Here is a 13,315-nt window from a genome sequence, read left to right as displayed (position 1 = left end):
ACTTTGGCTTGCTGTCGCGTGTCGAGAACAGTGGTCTGACCCCGGTTTCCCCTGCCGGTTTCCCCCCTGAAAACCGTGGTCTGTCCCCGGTTTTCCGATGTCTCGGGAGGTCTGAACCTTGACTTAGATACCCTAATACTGGTATGTTTTTCTTTTGATACTAGGGATGAACCGTGAAAAACTATATCTCAATAAAAAAACGCGCAAGAATGCAAATATTCGTTGCGGCGATTGGAATCATTCCATTTTACTCATTTGCAACGAATGGCATGAATATGGAGGGCTACGGGCCTGTTTCTGCCGCGATGGGTGGCGCCGGTATGTCATATGATAATGGAACTGCTGCAATTATGAATAATCCTGCGACTCTGGGCCTTATGCAAGACGGCCTTCATTTGAATGTCGCCGCCGGTTTTATGAATCCTTCAGTTTCTTCAAATACTCAAGGCTCTTCGGCTACAAGTTTTATCATGCCCGCTTTGGGGGTGGTAAAAAAAGACGGTAAGTTCGCATATGGTTTCGGCATTTTTTCCCAAGGGGGTATGGGAACCGAATATCCATCATCCGATTATCTTGGTCGTTTGTCATCAATGGCTGGTAATTTCGTGCCATCTTCAAGCTTAATCAATCGCTCGGAGGTTGGGGTAGGCAGAGCCATTTTGCCTGTGGCGTGGAAAATTGATGAAACCCTTACTGTTGGTGCCACGTTAGATTATGTCTGGGTTAGCATGGACATGCAGATGCTGGTAGACGGAAAACATTTTGGTAGTCTGATGCAGCCGGGTGCCCAGATGGGTTCTGCCGGCGGCAGTATGGTGAACGCCATGAATAACGCGTTCGCACTCGGTCAAGTCACAGACGTTAATTGGGGGTATTTCGACTTTTCCAATGATAACCGTTGGTCAGGGCAAGCTAAAGGCGCTGGCACCGGCGGAAAGCTAGGTTTTACCCATAAAGTTAATTCAAAATGGACGTGGGGGGCTTCCTATCACGCAAAGATCAACTTTAGCGACCTAGTTGCCAATTCAGCTAGTTTGACCTTCAATATGGAAACGCCGGGTGGTAACGCCATCCAAACACTTACCGGGAAATTAAAGGTCCAAGGCTTTGCTTGGCCAAATATGTATGGTGTGGGTGCCTCGTTTAAACCGGATGACGAGTGGTTGGTTGTTGCCGATATCCGCCGGATAGGCTGGGCGGACACAATGAAGAAAATGTCGATGCGGTTCGATACTTCAAGCGCCTTAAGCAATGGCAGTTTTGCGAATACATCTCTCGACATGTCATTGAATCAAAACTGGAAAGATCAATACGTTGTGATGTTGGGCGCATCATATCAAGCAAATGATACTTGGACGTATCGCGGTGGTTTGAACTTGGCTAACAACCCTGTTCCTGCCGATGTCACTAATCCTTTGTTTCCAGCTGTTGTCACCAACCACTTGACAGCAGGTTTTCAATACAAATTCTCTAAATATTCTGCTTTTGATTTATCTTTGTCTTATGCGCCCCAGGTAACAGTAGTTAACAGCGCGGCTTTGGGCGCAACGGACAATCAAAAAATTTCGCACGGCCAAACCAATGGACAGCTACTTTACTCATATCGCTTTTAAGATTCTTGTAAACTGCGGTCACCAGAGGGAAATATAGATGTTTGGCAATAATAAACTGATGAACGCTCATCGAGTGGAGGTTGTCCGGCTAGACGAGGAGATAACCAACCTAAAATTGCAGTTGGTTTACGAGCAGGAACGCGCCGCTGCAGCAGAGTCGTCTTGCCATGTCTATAGAGAAGAGCTTAGTGATCTAAAGAGCTTATTTTCTGGGCTTGAGGGGTTTTCTGATTCAATGACCCTTGGCCGCGAAGGACTTTCGCTACTGGTTGGTCACATCGAATATCAACGACAGGATCTGATCAAACTAAAAGGTCTCGCCGAAAAAACAATGGTGAAAACAAATTCGGCTGAACAGTCTCTTGGAGCATCGGAGCAAACTGCAACAGAGACATCTCGTGTGATGGAGGCACTATCCACTAGCACCGTGAAAATTAAAGAAATAGTTCGGTTCATTCACGAAATTTCTGATCAAACTAAATTACTTGCGCTAAATGCAGCTATTGAAGCAGCTAGAGCCGGCGATGCGGGGCGAGGTTTTGCTGTTGTTGCGGACGAGGTAAAAAAACTTGCAGAACGAACTGACACAGCAACTAAGGAAATTTCTGGGCTAATTTCTGAAGTAAGTGCAGAGATGCAAAACTCTTGCACCAAAACCAGTGAACTCGTGTCTGGAATTTGCGAGGTAAGTATCCAAATGTCCGAAGCTCATATTGATTTGTCTGAAGTATTAGTAACTGTTGACAATCTAAACAAAAATAGAGATTTTAATATATTGGGATGTTTCCTTGCGGGCACGAGGTACGATCACATTGGGTTCAAAATGAGGGTTTATCGGCACCTGTTAAATCAAATTACAATCGATTACAACAAGATGTCTTACGGGCACTCAATGTGTCCGCTTGGGAAGTGGGCAACAGAAGGAGAAGGCGCTGCCCGCTTTAGCAAGTTACCTGCGCTTAAGAGCCTTGAAGAACCTCACGGCCGGTTTCATAACGCAGGCCGTTCTGCTGTTGCCGCAAATAGCCTAAAGGAAGCCATTCCTCATGTTATGGAAATGGAAGCAACTAGCATAGGTGTAATCAAAGTACTTGATCGATTATTGTACGAGATCGGTAACTCTCAGAAATAAATGGAGAAAGACATGAATATGCTAATTAATTCAGTAATCGGCGGAGTTCTTGTCGGGTTAGGAGCAATTCTCTTCTATCTTTCTTTAGGGAAAATTGCAGGAATTAGTGGAATTTTCTTCGGGATATTCAATGTAAATTTTGAAGGCTGGCGAATAATATTCATCGCGGGGCTTTTACTTGGCGCACTTCTGGTTATTATTGTTATGCCAGAACTTGCCACCATAACACGGCCTAATCCGGGACCTTTGGCCATTATTGTTGCTGGCTTCTTAGTTGGCGTAGGGACGCGTGCTTCTAACGGCTGTACATCGGGGCACGGTGTTTGTGGCCTTGGTCGTTTGTCCATCAGGTCGTTTGTTGCAGTTATTTCATTCATGGTTACTGGCATTTTTGCTGCAACCTTTCTACGCCATTGGATGGGATTGGTTTGATGAACAAGAAATCCCTTGCGATGTTGATTTTCTTGTTGGTCGGTACGATAGTCGGGGCCGGATTCACTCTCGGCGGAATGACAGACCCTGGCAACGTTGTCGGTTTTCTCGATTTTTCACCGGGTTGGCGCCCGCTCCTTTTAGGTGTATTAGGCGGCGCTGTAACTGTCACATTGATCGGGTTCCAAGCAGCGAAACGGATAAAAAAACCTTGGTTAGAAGACTCGTTTCCTAATCTGTCAAATTCTACGATTGACAAAAAATTGATTTTCGGAAGTGCCGCGTTTGGACTTGGATGGGGTTTGGTTGGTTACTGTCCTGGCCCTGCAATAGCAACTATTGTTATGGGCAATACAGAAGGGATGCTTTTTCTACTTTCAATGGTTGTTGGTGGCCTGACATACCAATTCTCCAACCATTTATTAAAGCCATAAAAAGGAACGTATATGCGTACAACTCTTAAAGCAGGACCCGTTATTGTAGTAGGCCTAAAGAATCACAACGTTGCTTTTGCAATGGATGGGACCTTGCCAAATCCTCTTGAATCAGTCTACGGTTGCATCACCGGTTGCGCTGCCGTTTACGCAAAAAAGGCTTGTATGGAGATGGGTATCTCTGAAGAGGGCATCGATATTGAGCTTAAGGTGGTGACTGATCTAAATCGAGCAGGAGCTATAGGCAAAGTAACAATAATCCTTCAGTTTCCTACCACCATAACGGTGGAGCAACAGGGTATTATCAAAGAAAGTATTGAAAAGTGTCCCGTCAAGGCTTTGATTGAGCAGGGAGGCTCTATTGTTTTTGTGATTATTTAGTTAATTTGTTTTGCTTGGCCTGCACAGTCAATGCTCGTGCAAATCGATGGGGTCAGACTCCAAATCGATGGGGTCAGACTCCATCGATTAGAAACACAATCGATTGCCAAACGAATCAGGCGGCAGCGCGATGAAAAACGCGAATTCGAGGCCTGATCTTTTCTTGAAGGGTACGAGCGGTCACCCGAATATCGTACTCCGTTTGCAGGTTCAGCCAGAAGCGTGGTTCCATGCTGAAAAACAGACCCAGGCGCAGCGCCGTATCGGCGGTAATCGGACGCGAACCGTGCACCAGTTCGCTGATGCGACTGGGGGATACGTCGATGTCAGCCGCAAGTTGACGGGCCGCAATTCCCATCGGTTTCATAAAGTCCTCCAGCAGAATTTCGCCGGGGTGGATTTCGTCAAGTAGTTCAGCCATGTTCAACTCCTAGTGGTAGTCCACAATTGCAACCTCGTGCGTACCATCCTCACGCCAGACAAAACACACGCGCCATTGGTCATTGACGCGGATGCTGTGCTGTCCTTGGCGATCGCTTTTCAGGGCTTCGAGTTGGTTGCCTGGAGGAATCCTCAAGCTGGCCAGTTCGGTGGCTGCATGCAATTGCAGCAGCTTGCGTCGCGCCACACGTTCGATGTTCCTGAACCGGGGCACGGCCTGACTGTTGAAAAGCGTTTCAGTATCGGGACAGGCGAATGAATGAATCATGGCTTATTGTGTTCCGTGTAACGGAATCTGTCAAACAGAATTGTTGGCCTGTGGCCACGCCTTCACTGCGCTTGTTGGAGTTTGGTCAGCCCGCGAGTCAAAGGGGCCAGTGTCGATTTGATAGCTGAGGCTCCGTTGCCATTCCACCATCACCACGACCCAGATACGCAACAGCAAGCGATGACCAACCCAAGGCGGAATCGATGAACGCAAACCGGGTCAGGTGGATCTTTTTCGCCATCGATGCACAATGGCACGCCGATGGAAGGATAGACTGACAAGCCTGTCCCAGGCCATCGAACGTGGCGTGGATTTTTGTGATAACCGAACTCAAGCCAACAGCATTGCGCCAACCTGGCTGGCCTACGAATCTGGCTACTGAAAGGAATCAATCATGTCTTACCCGAGCTATTCAGACGGACGTATCACTATCGACCCGGGCATCTGCAATGGCAAACCCACGCTTCGTGGCAAGCGCATCGCCGTGCAAACCGTCTTGGGTTATCTCAGCGAGGGCGACAGCGCCGCCGAGATTCTGGAGCAGTACCCGAGCATTGATGCAGAAGACATTCGTGCCTGCCTGCGCTTTGCCTCGGAAATGATGAACCAGCGCTACGATCTGGCCAAGGTGGCTTGATGGCTCGATTCCTGATCGATGCCAACTTGCCCTACCGTTTCGCACTGTGGCGAGGAGATGACTTTCTCCACGTTTGCGATCTGGGCGACGATTTGCCCGATGCCGCAATCTGGCAATAAGCAAAAAAGCACGATCTCATCATCGTCAGCAAGGATGCGGATTTTTCTGATTGGATCATGCTTTCGCAGCCACCACCCAGAGTGATTCATCTGCGCATTGGCAACATGCGCCTTCGTGACTTGTTCGTATTCTTGCAACGTGTATGGCCGCAACTCACCGAGCATAGTGCCGCGCACAAGCTTGTCATCGTGCACGAAACGATAATCGAGTTCATAGCATGAGCATTCCGGGAATCATGGAATCGATGGGGGCAGAGCCGTAGGGTGCGCAACGCGTTGCGTTTCACCCCCTACAGCCACTGCAAGCCAATGAATACGGGCATCTTCAAGCCTGATGCCATTTAAGCCATAGTTTACGCGGGTCTCAAGGCATGCATCATCAACATCGCCGATCAGAGCGCTTTGCAGACCGATCAACCATGACCCTTCAATCTTTGCGACAATCGCTCATTTCTTAAATCAGGCACATCCTCATGAAACCCAAATCGAAGCCCGCCAAAGCCAAGGAACCCAAGCTCTCGCGTACCCACGCCCCGACCGATCTTTCTCCGGTCGATTGGCAGCGGGCACTTCGCCGGCAGTTCGGGCGCGAGCAGGCGTTCACGCTTGAGAACCTGGGATCTGAGCCTTTCTTCTCCGAGTTTCGCGTCAGCAATCCGCTGTCGAAATCACATTATCGGGTGGCGATCCGTGGCCAGAAGCCCGGCGACAATTTCTGCGCCTGTCCTGATTACGCCACCAACGAACTGGGTACCTGCAAGCACATCGAATTCACGCTGGCCCGGCTTGAGAAAAAACGGGGAGCGAAAACGGCATTCGCGCGCGGCTACCAGCCACCTTTTTCCGAACTGTATCTGCGCAACGATGACCAGCGCACGATTCATTTTCGTGCCGGCACGGATTGCCCGCAGGCGCTGCGGGAGGAAGCCGCGCTGTTGTTCGATATTCAACACAACGGGCGGCTGCCGGAGGCGCGCTTTGACGGGCTGGAGCGCTTCCTGGAGGCGGCGGCCGAGAGCGGCCACGAACTGCGCGCCTACGACGATGCGCTCGATTTTGTTGCCGGCCGGCGTGATGCGGCACGGCGGGTCGCGGAAGTGGATCGCTTGTTCCCGCGAGGCGCGGCTGATGCGCTGCTGAAACCGTTGCTCAAGGTGCCGCTCTACCCGTATCAGGCCGAGGGCGCGCTGTTCGCGGTGCGCGTTGGGCGGGTGCTGATTGGTGACGAGATGGGTCTGGGCAAGACCATCCAGGCCATTGCGGCAGCGGAGATTCTGGCGCGGCATTTCGGCGTTTCGCGCGTGCTGGTGATTTGCCCGACCTCGCTCAAGTATCAGTGGCAGAGCGAAATGGCACGTTTTTCAGGCCGGCCGGCGCGGGTTCTCGCCGGTGGCCGGGCACAGCGGCAGAAGGATTACCTCGCCGACGACTTCTGCAAAATCACCAACTTCGAGAAACTCAAGCCCGATCTCGATCTGATCGAGGCCTGGGCGCCGGAACTGGTGATCGTCGACGAAGCGCAGCGCGTCAAGAACTGGAACACCATCGCCGCCCGTGCGCTCAAGCGCATCGACAGTCCCTACGCCATGGTTTTGACCGGTACGCCGCTGGAAAACAAGCTGGAAGAACTGATCTCGATCGTGCAGTTCGTCGACCAGCATCGGCTTGGACCGACCTGGAAACTGCTGCACGAGCATCAGCTCAAGGACGAAACCGGGCGCGTGACCGGTTATACCGGGCTGGAAAAAATCGGCGAAACGCTGGCGCCGATAATGATCCGCCGCCGCAAGAGCGAGGTGCTGAAACAATTGCCGGAACGTACCGACCAGAACCTGCTGGTGCCGATGACCGAATTGCAGATGACCTACCACCAGGAAAATTCTGAAGTCGTTTCGAAGATCGTGCAGCGCTGGCGCAAGATGAAATTTCTCTCGGACCAGGATCAGCGGCGATTGACCTGCGCCTTGCAGAACATGCGCATGTCGTGCAACAGCACCTACCTGCTCGACCAGGAAAGCGATCATGGCGTCAAGGCCGACGAACTGGCGGCGCTGCTCGACGATCTGTTCGTCCAGCCGGAGGCCAAGGCGGTGGTGTTTTCGCAATGGACGCGCACCCAGGACATCGTGATTCGCCGGCTGGAGGCACGCGGCTTCGGCTATGTCAGCTTCCACGGCGGCGTGCCATCGGAGAAGCGCCCGGCACTTGTAGAGCGCTTCCGCGACGATCCGGCGTGCCGCGTCTTTCTGTCGACCGATGCCGGCAGTACCGGCCTCAACCTGCAACACGCGTCGACGCTGATCAACATGGATTTGCCGTGGAATCCGGCGATTCTTGAACAGCGCATCTCGCGCATCCACCGCATGGGGCAGATTCGTCCGGTGCAGATCGTCAATTTCGTCGCCAAGGGCACAATCGAGGAGGGCATGCTCTCGGTGCTGGCGTTCAAGCGATCCCTGTCGGCGGGCATTCTCGATGGCGCTACCGGCGAGATTTCATTCGGTGGCACGCGTCTGAACCGCTTCATGAAGGACGTGGAAAACGTCACCGGCCATATGGGTGAGGGCGAGACGGTGGTGCCAGCGGAGGAAATGGCGAACGTTGCCGCAACCGATGCCGCGCCTGAGGATGGGGGCGTGAGCGAAGACAAAGTCGGTGCTGCGGAGAGCGCGACGGCGCCGCCCGCGACTGAGGCCAGCGATCCATGGAGTGCCTTGTTGCAAGTCGGTGCGCAGTTCGTTTCAGCGCTCGCGGCGGCGGGCGATACGTCAACCCCGGCACATCCCTGGATTGAGCGCGATCCGGTAAGCGGGGCGCGGAGCCTCAAGGTGCCGCTGCCAGCGCCGGAAACCGCTGTCAAGATCGCCGATACGTTCTCATTGCTGTCGGATCTGTTGCGCAGAAGCAGTGCCGGAAAGTGAATCCGCCAAAATCTTCGCACCCCGCATTCACTGCTGCCGCACGCATGCCGTAGTCTGATCGATAAAAGCTGCAGGCTCAGTCAGGCCAGGAGCCTCATGAATAAACCTAAAAACCTCAGTTGGATGTGATGCCAATGTCGCAAGCCCTCATCCCCGGCCCTTCTCCCGCGGGGAGAAGGGTGCAAACTCCCTCTCCCCGCGGGAGAGGGTTGGGGTGAGGGCTAAACACCCGTCAAACCTGGAGTTGCGGTCAATTAGTCGCTGTCAACTGCGGTTTTTAGGATAAACGATCTCCAGACCATGCCTTGGAGAAGCGCTTGAATAGTGGCTCTCCAGGCATTGTTTTATAGATCGCCATTCGACGGGCTTTACAGGCCACTTTCCTATATTGATCAATGTGACAGCGATAAAAAAGACAGCCTCGGCTGTCTTTTTCATTGCTGTTGCAGTGAAAACTTATTTGACGCGGGCGCGGTACTCGTTGGTGCGGGTGTCGATTTCAATCTTGTCGCCGATTTCAACAAAGGCCGGAACCGGGAGTTCGAAGCCGGTCGACAGGCGCGCCGGTTTCATCACCTTGCCTGAAGTGTCGCCCTTGACGGCAGGTTCGGTGTAAATGACTTCGCGCACCAGGCTGTTCGGCATGTCGACCGAAATGGCTTTGCCATCGTAAAACACCACTTCACAGGGCATGGCTTCTTCGAGGTAGCTCAGTGCGTCGGCCATGCAGTCGGCTTCAATCTCGTACTGGTTGTACTCGGAGTCCATGAAGACGTAGAGCGGATCGGCGAAATAGGAGTAATTGACGTCCTTGCGGTCGAGCTGAACGACTTCGAACTTGTCGTCGGCGCGATAGACGGTTTCGGTCGGCGAACCCGTCAGCAGGTTTTTCATTTTCATTTTGACGACCGAGGCGTTGCGGCCGGATTTGCTGTAGTCAGCCTTGAGGACAACCATCGGGTCGTTGCCAACCATAAATACGTTGCCTACGCGAAGTTCTTGAGCGGTTTTCATAGTACGTTCCGATAAATAACGGGGAAAATTTAGCCGCGTATTATAACTTGGAACGGCTGAAGCGCACCAAAGCGCTGCATAAATCTTCTTGTTTTGAACGGGTTTTTAGCCAATTGGTGGCGTGCTGGCGAAGATCGGGTAGCGCTTTCATCCATTGTGTCCATAAATCCGGGGTGATCTGTCGGGCGTCTTTTTCGCCATTCCACGCCATGAAAAGCCGGCGAACCGCTTCGGCGACCGATTCCGGCAAGTCAGCGCAATACAGATCGAGAAACGCTCCAAGCTTGATCAGATGCGCGTCCTCCTTTTGCGGGTAGATGTGCCACACCAGCGGCCTTGCCGCCCACTGGGCGCGCACGAAGGAATCTTCGCCACGAACGAAGTTGATGTCGCATGACCACAGCAGACGGTCGTAATCGGGTTGGGCGACGAAAGGCAGCATCCGGATTTCCAGGCTACCCCGGTGGATGATGTCGCCACCCTGCAATGGCTGCCCAGCGAATGCTGCAATGGCCGGCAGCGTTCGCGTCACTGGCGCGAGGCAGCAGACAGGCACCCTGCCATGCGCCCATACGGTAAGCAGATCGGCAATGGCCGGGTTTTCGTAGGCAAAGAGCGAAACAAGCAAAGCATCGGTTGACGGCGGTGACTGGCCAAGCTTCCGCCAGAAGTCGGCTTGCATATCCTCAGAGGTACAGAAGGCTTGTCTGCGGTCGTCCAGACCACGTTCGCGCAGCAGGCCGCCGGTGGTTTCGTCAAAGCCGGGGAAGAAGAAATGCTTGGTCAGCGGCAAACGCGGGTGCGGCGAGGGCAGGGCGTGGCAACCCGATACCCACGCTTCGGCGCTCAGGTATTCGAGATTGATCCACACTGGCGACGGATTGCGTTCGGCCATGGCCGCGATGAAACGCGTTGGCAAATGACAAGCAAAGGCTTCAATGACCACGTCGCCGGGAACAGCATCAGGAATGTCCGCATCCCAGTACCGCACTTCAACCCCGCAGGCGCTTTGAACGGCTAGTTGAGGATCAATCTCCGGGCAGATTTTCTGAAAGGACGCCAATTCATCGACCCACAGGCGAACTTTGAAGCCGTGTTCCTCGCCCAACTGGCGCGCCAGACGCCAGCAAACACCGATATCGCCAAAGTTGTCGATAACGGTGCAGAAAATATCCCAGTCAGAGTGTCTGGCGGAGGAGGGCATAGAGGGTGGAAACGTGGTGGGCAGGCGAGCGTGATAACATCAAAGGCAACATCCTAACCGCTCTTGCCCATGGCCGAAAAGTTTGACTCCAAAGCCCTGCTTGCCACGCTGACCGAACTGCCTGGCGTTTACCGCATGCTCGATACCAGTGGCAACGTGCTCTATGTAGGCAAGGCGAAGAACCTTAAAAAACGCGTCGCCTCGTACTTCCGCGAGAACCATCCAAGTCCGCGTATCGCCCTGATGGTGGCGCAGATCACCAGTGTCGCAACGACCGTTACGCGCTCGGAAGCCGAGGCGCTGCTGCTCGAAAACAACCTGATCAAGAGCCTTTCGCCACGCTACAACATCCTGTTCCGGGATGACAAGTCGTATCCCTACATCGTCATCACCCGCGACAGCTATCCACGCCTCGGTTTCTTTCGCGGCAATACCGACCGCAAGTCGGACTATTTCGGGCCGTATCCTTCCTCGCTTGCGGTGCGCGAGAGTGTCAATCTCCTGCAGAGGATGTTCCGCCTGCGCACCTGTGAGAATTCAGTATTCAACAACCGCTCGCGTCCTTGTCTTCTGCACCAGATCAAGCGTTGCTCCGGACCTTGCGTCGATTTGATCGCCCCCGAAGCCTACGCCAGGGACGTCCAGATGGCGTCGATGTTCCTGCAAGGGCGGCAGCAGGAGGTCATCGGGCAACTGAGCGAAGCGATGCACCAGGCGGCTACAGAGCTCGCTTTTGAACAAGCCGCGATTTATCGTGATCAGATCCAGTCCTTGCGCCATGTGCAGGACAAGCAGTACGTCGAAAGCAGCAAGGGCGAGGACGTCGATATCATCGTTGTCGTGGAAGAGGGCGGCTTGCTCTGTGTGAACCTCGCCATGGTGCGCGGCGGACGGCACCTTGGCGACAAGACGCAGTTTCCGAGCAATGCCGGTGACAGTTCGCCGGATGAGGTGCTTTCGGCTTTCCTGAACCAGCACTACCTGGTGCAACCGATTCCGATGCGCATTTACCTCAATCGAACCTTGCCCGATAGCGAAGCGGCCAATGTGCTCTCCGAACTGGCAGGCCGTCCGGTGCCTGTACTGGAACCCCGGCTCACCATGCAGAAAATGTGGGTGGAGATGGCCGAGCAAAACGCAAAACTGGCCATTTTCGCCCGCCGGAATACGCTATCGCGGCAGGAGTTGCGACTTGAGGCCTTGCAAGCGCTTCTCGGTCTGGAATGCGAAGAGGGCAAGGAAACTCGTATCGAGTGTTTCGACATCAGCCACACGCAGGGAGAATCGACCGTGGCCTCCTGTGTTGTCTATCAGGGTAATGGAATGCGTAAATCGGAATACCGCCGATTCAATATTCAAGGCATCCAGCCCGGCGACGACTACGCCGCCATTCGGCAGGTGGTACTGCGCCGTTATGAAAAAGTCGCCAGCGGTGACAGTATTGCGCCCGAACTGATTCTGATCGATGGCGGAAAAGGGCAGGTCAGCTCAGCTTTCTCGGCACTCGAGGAACTTGGACTGTCGCATTTACCGATGCTCGGCGTAGCAAAAGGCGAAGCACGCAAGCCAGGGCTTGAAATCCTTGTTTTCGCCGACGGCCGCGAACCGGTACAATTGGCAGCGGAACATCCCGCGCTGCACCTGATTCAGGAAATTCGCGATGAAGCTCACCGCTTTGCGATTACTGGCCATCGGGCGCAACGCAGCAAGACACGACGGACTTCACGACTTGACGAGATTGCCGGTATCGGACCAAAGCGGCGCAAGACTTTGATTTCCCATTTCGGCGGCTTGCAAGGCATCACCAATGCAGGGGTTGACCAACTGACAGCAGTTCCGGGTATCAGCCGGGAACTGGCCGAAATAATTTACGCAGCTTTGCATTGATGCCATTCAATATCCCGATTCTTCTGACCTGGTTGCGAATCGTCCTGATCCCCTTGATGATCGGTGTCTACTACGTTCCCGATGCGTGGATCAATGAAGTAGGGCGCGATCTTGCCGCAACCCTGATTTTTGTCCTCGCTTCGGTTACCGACTGGCTCGATGGCTATCTGGCACGTCGCTGGAACGAAACCTCGGCATTTGGTGCGTTCCTTGATCCGGTTGCCGATAAACTGGTCGTCGCTACCGCGCTGATCATGCTGGTGCAGCTAGGTAGGCTCGACGCCATTCTTGCGGCCATCATCATCGGGCGCGAGATCACCATTTCCGCCTTGCGTGAATGGATGGCGCAGATCGGCGCGCACAAGAGCATCGCGGTCTCGATGATCGGCAAGATCAAGACTACCGCTCAGATGCTTGCCATTACCTTGTTGCTTTATCACGCACCAATCAGCGTGTTTGACATGCAGAGTATGGGCACCTGGCTCATCTACATCGCGGCTGTACTGACTCTCTGGTCCATGGGCTACTACATGCGAATGGCGTGGCCGCATCTCGCCGAACAAGACAAGAAGCGCTAATTCAAATCAAAATCGTTGACAGGCTTGGCTAAGCCCTTATAATGCGCACTCGCTCCATGCGGGAGTAGCTCAGTTGGTAGAGCGATACCTTGCCAAGGTATAGGTCGAGAGTTCGAGACTCTTCTCCCGCTCCAAATTCTGGCGAAAAGCCTTCGGGCTTTTCTGTAGTTTCAGGCAGCACCTGCCGTGAGGCAGGCGTGGCGCGATAGCAAAGCGGTTATGCACCGGATTGCAAATCCGTGTAGGTCGGTTCG

At 53.5% G+C, this 13,315-nt stretch carries 14 protein-coding genes and 1 tRNA gene; 11 read left to right on the top strand and 4 right to left on the bottom strand.

The annotated features are described in order from the left end of the window. Nucleotides 1–173 precede the first annotated feature (173 nt). The 5 genes from ACOYNV_RS21155 to ACOYNV_RS21135 are packed head-to-tail and all read left to right on the top strand — an operon-like array spanning nucleotide 174 to nucleotide 3,992. Entirely contained in the window at nucleotides 174–1,613 is a 1,440-nt protein-coding gene (locus tag ACOYNV_RS21155; protein ID WP_422901790.1) for an OmpP1/FadL family transporter, read from the top strand. Between the two features lie 37 nt (nucleotides 1,614–1,650). Next, on the top strand, nucleotides 1,651–2,745 hold the full coding sequence (locus tag ACOYNV_RS21150; RefSeq protein ID WP_422901789.1) for a methyl-accepting chemotaxis protein: 1,095 nt from the start codon (nucleotides 1,651–1,653) through the stop codon (nucleotides 2,743–2,745). A 12-nt stretch (nucleotides 2,746–2,757) separates the two neighbouring features. Further along, nucleotides 2,758–3,177 carry a YeeE/YedE family protein gene (locus ACOYNV_RS21145; protein WP_422901788.1) on the top strand — a complete coding sequence of 140 codons (420 nt, stop codon included), beginning with the start codon at nucleotides 2,758–2,760 and terminating at the stop codon, nucleotides 3,175–3,177. Continuing rightward, nucleotides 3,177–3,611 carry a DUF6691 family protein gene (locus tag ACOYNV_RS21140; RefSeq protein WP_422901787.1) on the top strand — a complete coding sequence of 145 codons (435 nt, stop codon included), beginning with the start codon at nucleotides 3,177–3,179 and terminating at the stop codon, nucleotides 3,609–3,611. Before ACOYNV_RS21145 ends, ACOYNV_RS21140 begins: the two co-directional genes overlap by 1 nt. A 12-nt stretch (nucleotides 3,612–3,623) precedes the next feature. Further along, on the top strand, nucleotides 3,624–3,992 hold the full coding sequence (locus ACOYNV_RS21135; protein ID WP_422901786.1) for an OsmC family protein: 369 nt from the start codon (nucleotides 3,624–3,626) through the stop codon (nucleotides 3,990–3,992). Nucleotides 3,993–4,107: 115 nt separating this feature from the next. Here the strand turns inward: ACOYNV_RS21135 and ACOYNV_RS21130 are convergent, their stop codons facing one another. Continuing rightward, nucleotides 4,108–4,413 carry a HigA family addiction module antitoxin gene (locus tag ACOYNV_RS21130; RefSeq protein WP_422901785.1) on the bottom strand — a complete coding sequence of 102 codons (306 nt, stop codon included), beginning with the start codon at nucleotides 4,411–4,413 and terminating at the stop codon, nucleotides 4,108–4,110. A 9-nt stretch (nucleotides 4,414–4,422) separates the two neighbouring features. Further along, nucleotides 4,423–4,701, bottom strand: a complete 279-nt coding sequence (locus ACOYNV_RS21125; protein WP_422901784.1) for a type II toxin-antitoxin system RelE/ParE family toxin — start codon at nucleotides 4,699–4,701, stop codon at nucleotides 4,423–4,425. A gap of 394 nt (nucleotides 4,702–5,095) precedes the next feature. Between ACOYNV_RS21125 and ACOYNV_RS21120 the strand changes: the two genes are divergently transcribed. The 3 genes from ACOYNV_RS21120 to ACOYNV_RS21110 all read left to right on the top strand — a co-directional run bounded on the left by ACOYNV_RS21120 (nucleotide 5,096) and on the right by ACOYNV_RS21110 (nucleotide 8,378). Then, nucleotides 5,096–5,338 carry a DUF433 domain-containing protein gene (locus ACOYNV_RS21120; RefSeq protein WP_422901783.1) on the top strand — a complete coding sequence of 81 codons (243 nt, stop codon included), beginning with the start codon at nucleotides 5,096–5,098 and terminating at the stop codon, nucleotides 5,336–5,338. 176 nt (nucleotides 5,339–5,514) lie between these two features. After that, nucleotides 5,515–5,679, top strand: coding sequence for a hypothetical protein (locus tag ACOYNV_RS21115; RefSeq protein WP_422901782.1), 165 nt, complete (start codon nucleotides 5,515–5,517; stop codon nucleotides 5,677–5,679). 251 nt (nucleotides 5,680–5,930) lie between these two features. Further along, a complete protein-coding gene (locus ACOYNV_RS21110) occupies nucleotides 5,931–8,378 on the top strand; it encodes a DEAD/DEAH box helicase (protein ID WP_422901781.1) in 2,448 nt (815 codons plus the stop codon). A gap of 456 nt (nucleotides 8,379–8,834) precedes the next feature. Here the strand turns inward: ACOYNV_RS21110 and efp are convergent, their stop codons facing one another. Continuing rightward, nucleotides 8,835–9,392: an elongation factor P gene (gene efp / locus ACOYNV_RS21105; RefSeq protein WP_422901780.1), complete on the bottom strand. Its 558-nt coding sequence runs from the start codon at nucleotides 9,390–9,392 to the stop codon at nucleotides 8,835–8,837. Nucleotides 9,393–9,432: 40 nt separating this feature from the next. Then, entirely contained in the window at nucleotides 9,433–10,596 is a 1,164-nt protein-coding gene (earP, locus tag ACOYNV_RS21100; RefSeq protein WP_422901779.1) for an elongation factor P maturation arginine rhamnosyltransferase EarP, read from the bottom strand. 69 nt (nucleotides 10,597–10,665) lie between these two features. Between earP and uvrC the strand changes: the two genes are divergently transcribed. The 3 genes from uvrC (at nucleotide 10,666) to ACOYNV_RS21085 (ending at nucleotide 13,195) form a co-directional block, all read left to right on the top strand. Further along, a complete protein-coding gene (gene uvrC, locus ACOYNV_RS21095; protein WP_422901778.1) occupies nucleotides 10,666–12,483 on the top strand; it encodes an excinuclease ABC subunit UvrC in 1,818 nt (605 codons plus the stop codon). Next, a complete protein-coding gene (gene pgsA / locus ACOYNV_RS21090; RefSeq protein ID WP_422901777.1) occupies nucleotides 12,483–13,061 on the top strand; it encodes a CDP-diacylglycerol--glycerol-3-phosphate 3-phosphatidyltransferase in 579 nt (192 codons plus the stop codon). Before uvrC ends, pgsA begins: the two co-directional genes overlap by 1 nt. 58 nt (nucleotides 13,062–13,119) lie before the next feature. Beyond that, nucleotides 13,120–13,195, top strand: a tRNA-Gly gene (locus tag ACOYNV_RS21085). The last annotated feature ends 120 nt before the right edge of the window (nucleotides 13,196–13,315 follow it).

Source organism: Propionivibrio sp., assembly GCF_049316945.1.
Classification (GTDB): Bacteria; Pseudomonadota; Gammaproteobacteria; order Burkholderiales; family Rhodocyclaceae; genus Propionivibrio.
Note: the sequence above shows the minus strand (reverse complement) of the source record. Positions and strands in the feature narration are given on the sequence as shown.

What these genes read in the sequence shown, in the direction of transcription:
- ACOYNV_RS21150 (WP_422901789.1), top strand. Translation starts at nt 1,651, where the DNA reads ATGTTTGGCAATAATAAACTGATGAACGCTCATCGAGTGGAGGTTGTC.
- ACOYNV_RS21145 (WP_422901788.1), top strand. Translation starts at nt 2,758, where the DNA reads ATGAATATGCTAATTAATTCAGTAATCGGCGGAGTTCTTGTCGGGTTA.
- ACOYNV_RS21140 (WP_422901787.1), top strand. Translation starts at nt 3,177, where the DNA reads ATGAACAAGAAATCCCTTGCGATGTTGATTTTCTTGTTGGTCGGTACG.
- ACOYNV_RS21135 (WP_422901786.1), top strand. Translation starts at nt 3,624, where the DNA reads ATGCGTACAACTCTTAAAGCAGGACCCGTTATTGTAGTAGGCCTAAAG.
- ACOYNV_RS21130 (WP_422901785.1), bottom strand. Translation starts at nt 4,413, where the DNA reads ATGGCTGAACTACTTGACGAAATCCACCCCGGCGAAATTCTGCTGGAG.
- ACOYNV_RS21125 (WP_422901784.1), bottom strand. Translation starts at nt 4,701, where the DNA reads ATGATTCATTCATTCGCCTGTCCCGATACTGAAACGCTTTTCAACAGT.
- ACOYNV_RS21120 (WP_422901783.1), top strand. Translation starts at nt 5,096, where the DNA reads ATGTCTTACCCGAGCTATTCAGACGGACGTATCACTATCGACCCGGGC.
- ACOYNV_RS21115 (WP_422901782.1), top strand. Translation starts at nt 5,515, where the DNA reads ATGCTTTCGCAGCCACCACCCAGAGTGATTCATCTGCGCATTGGCAAC.
- ACOYNV_RS21110 (WP_422901781.1), top strand. Translation starts at nt 5,931, where the DNA reads ATGAAACCCAAATCGAAGCCCGCCAAAGCCAAGGAACCCAAGCTCTCG.
- efp (WP_422901780.1), bottom strand. Translation starts at nt 9,392, where the DNA reads ATGAAAACCGCTCAAGAACTTCGCGTAGGCAACGTATTTATGGTTGGC.
- earP (WP_422901779.1), bottom strand. Translation starts at nt 10,596, where the DNA reads ATGCCCTCCTCCGCCAGACACTCTGACTGGGATATTTTCTGCACCGTT.
- uvrC (WP_422901778.1), top strand. Translation starts at nt 10,666, where the DNA reads ATGGCCGAAAAGTTTGACTCCAAAGCCCTGCTTGCCACGCTGACCGAA.
- pgsA (WP_422901777.1), top strand. Translation starts at nt 12,483, where the DNA reads ATGCCATTCAATATCCCGATTCTTCTGACCTGGTTGCGAATCGTCCTG.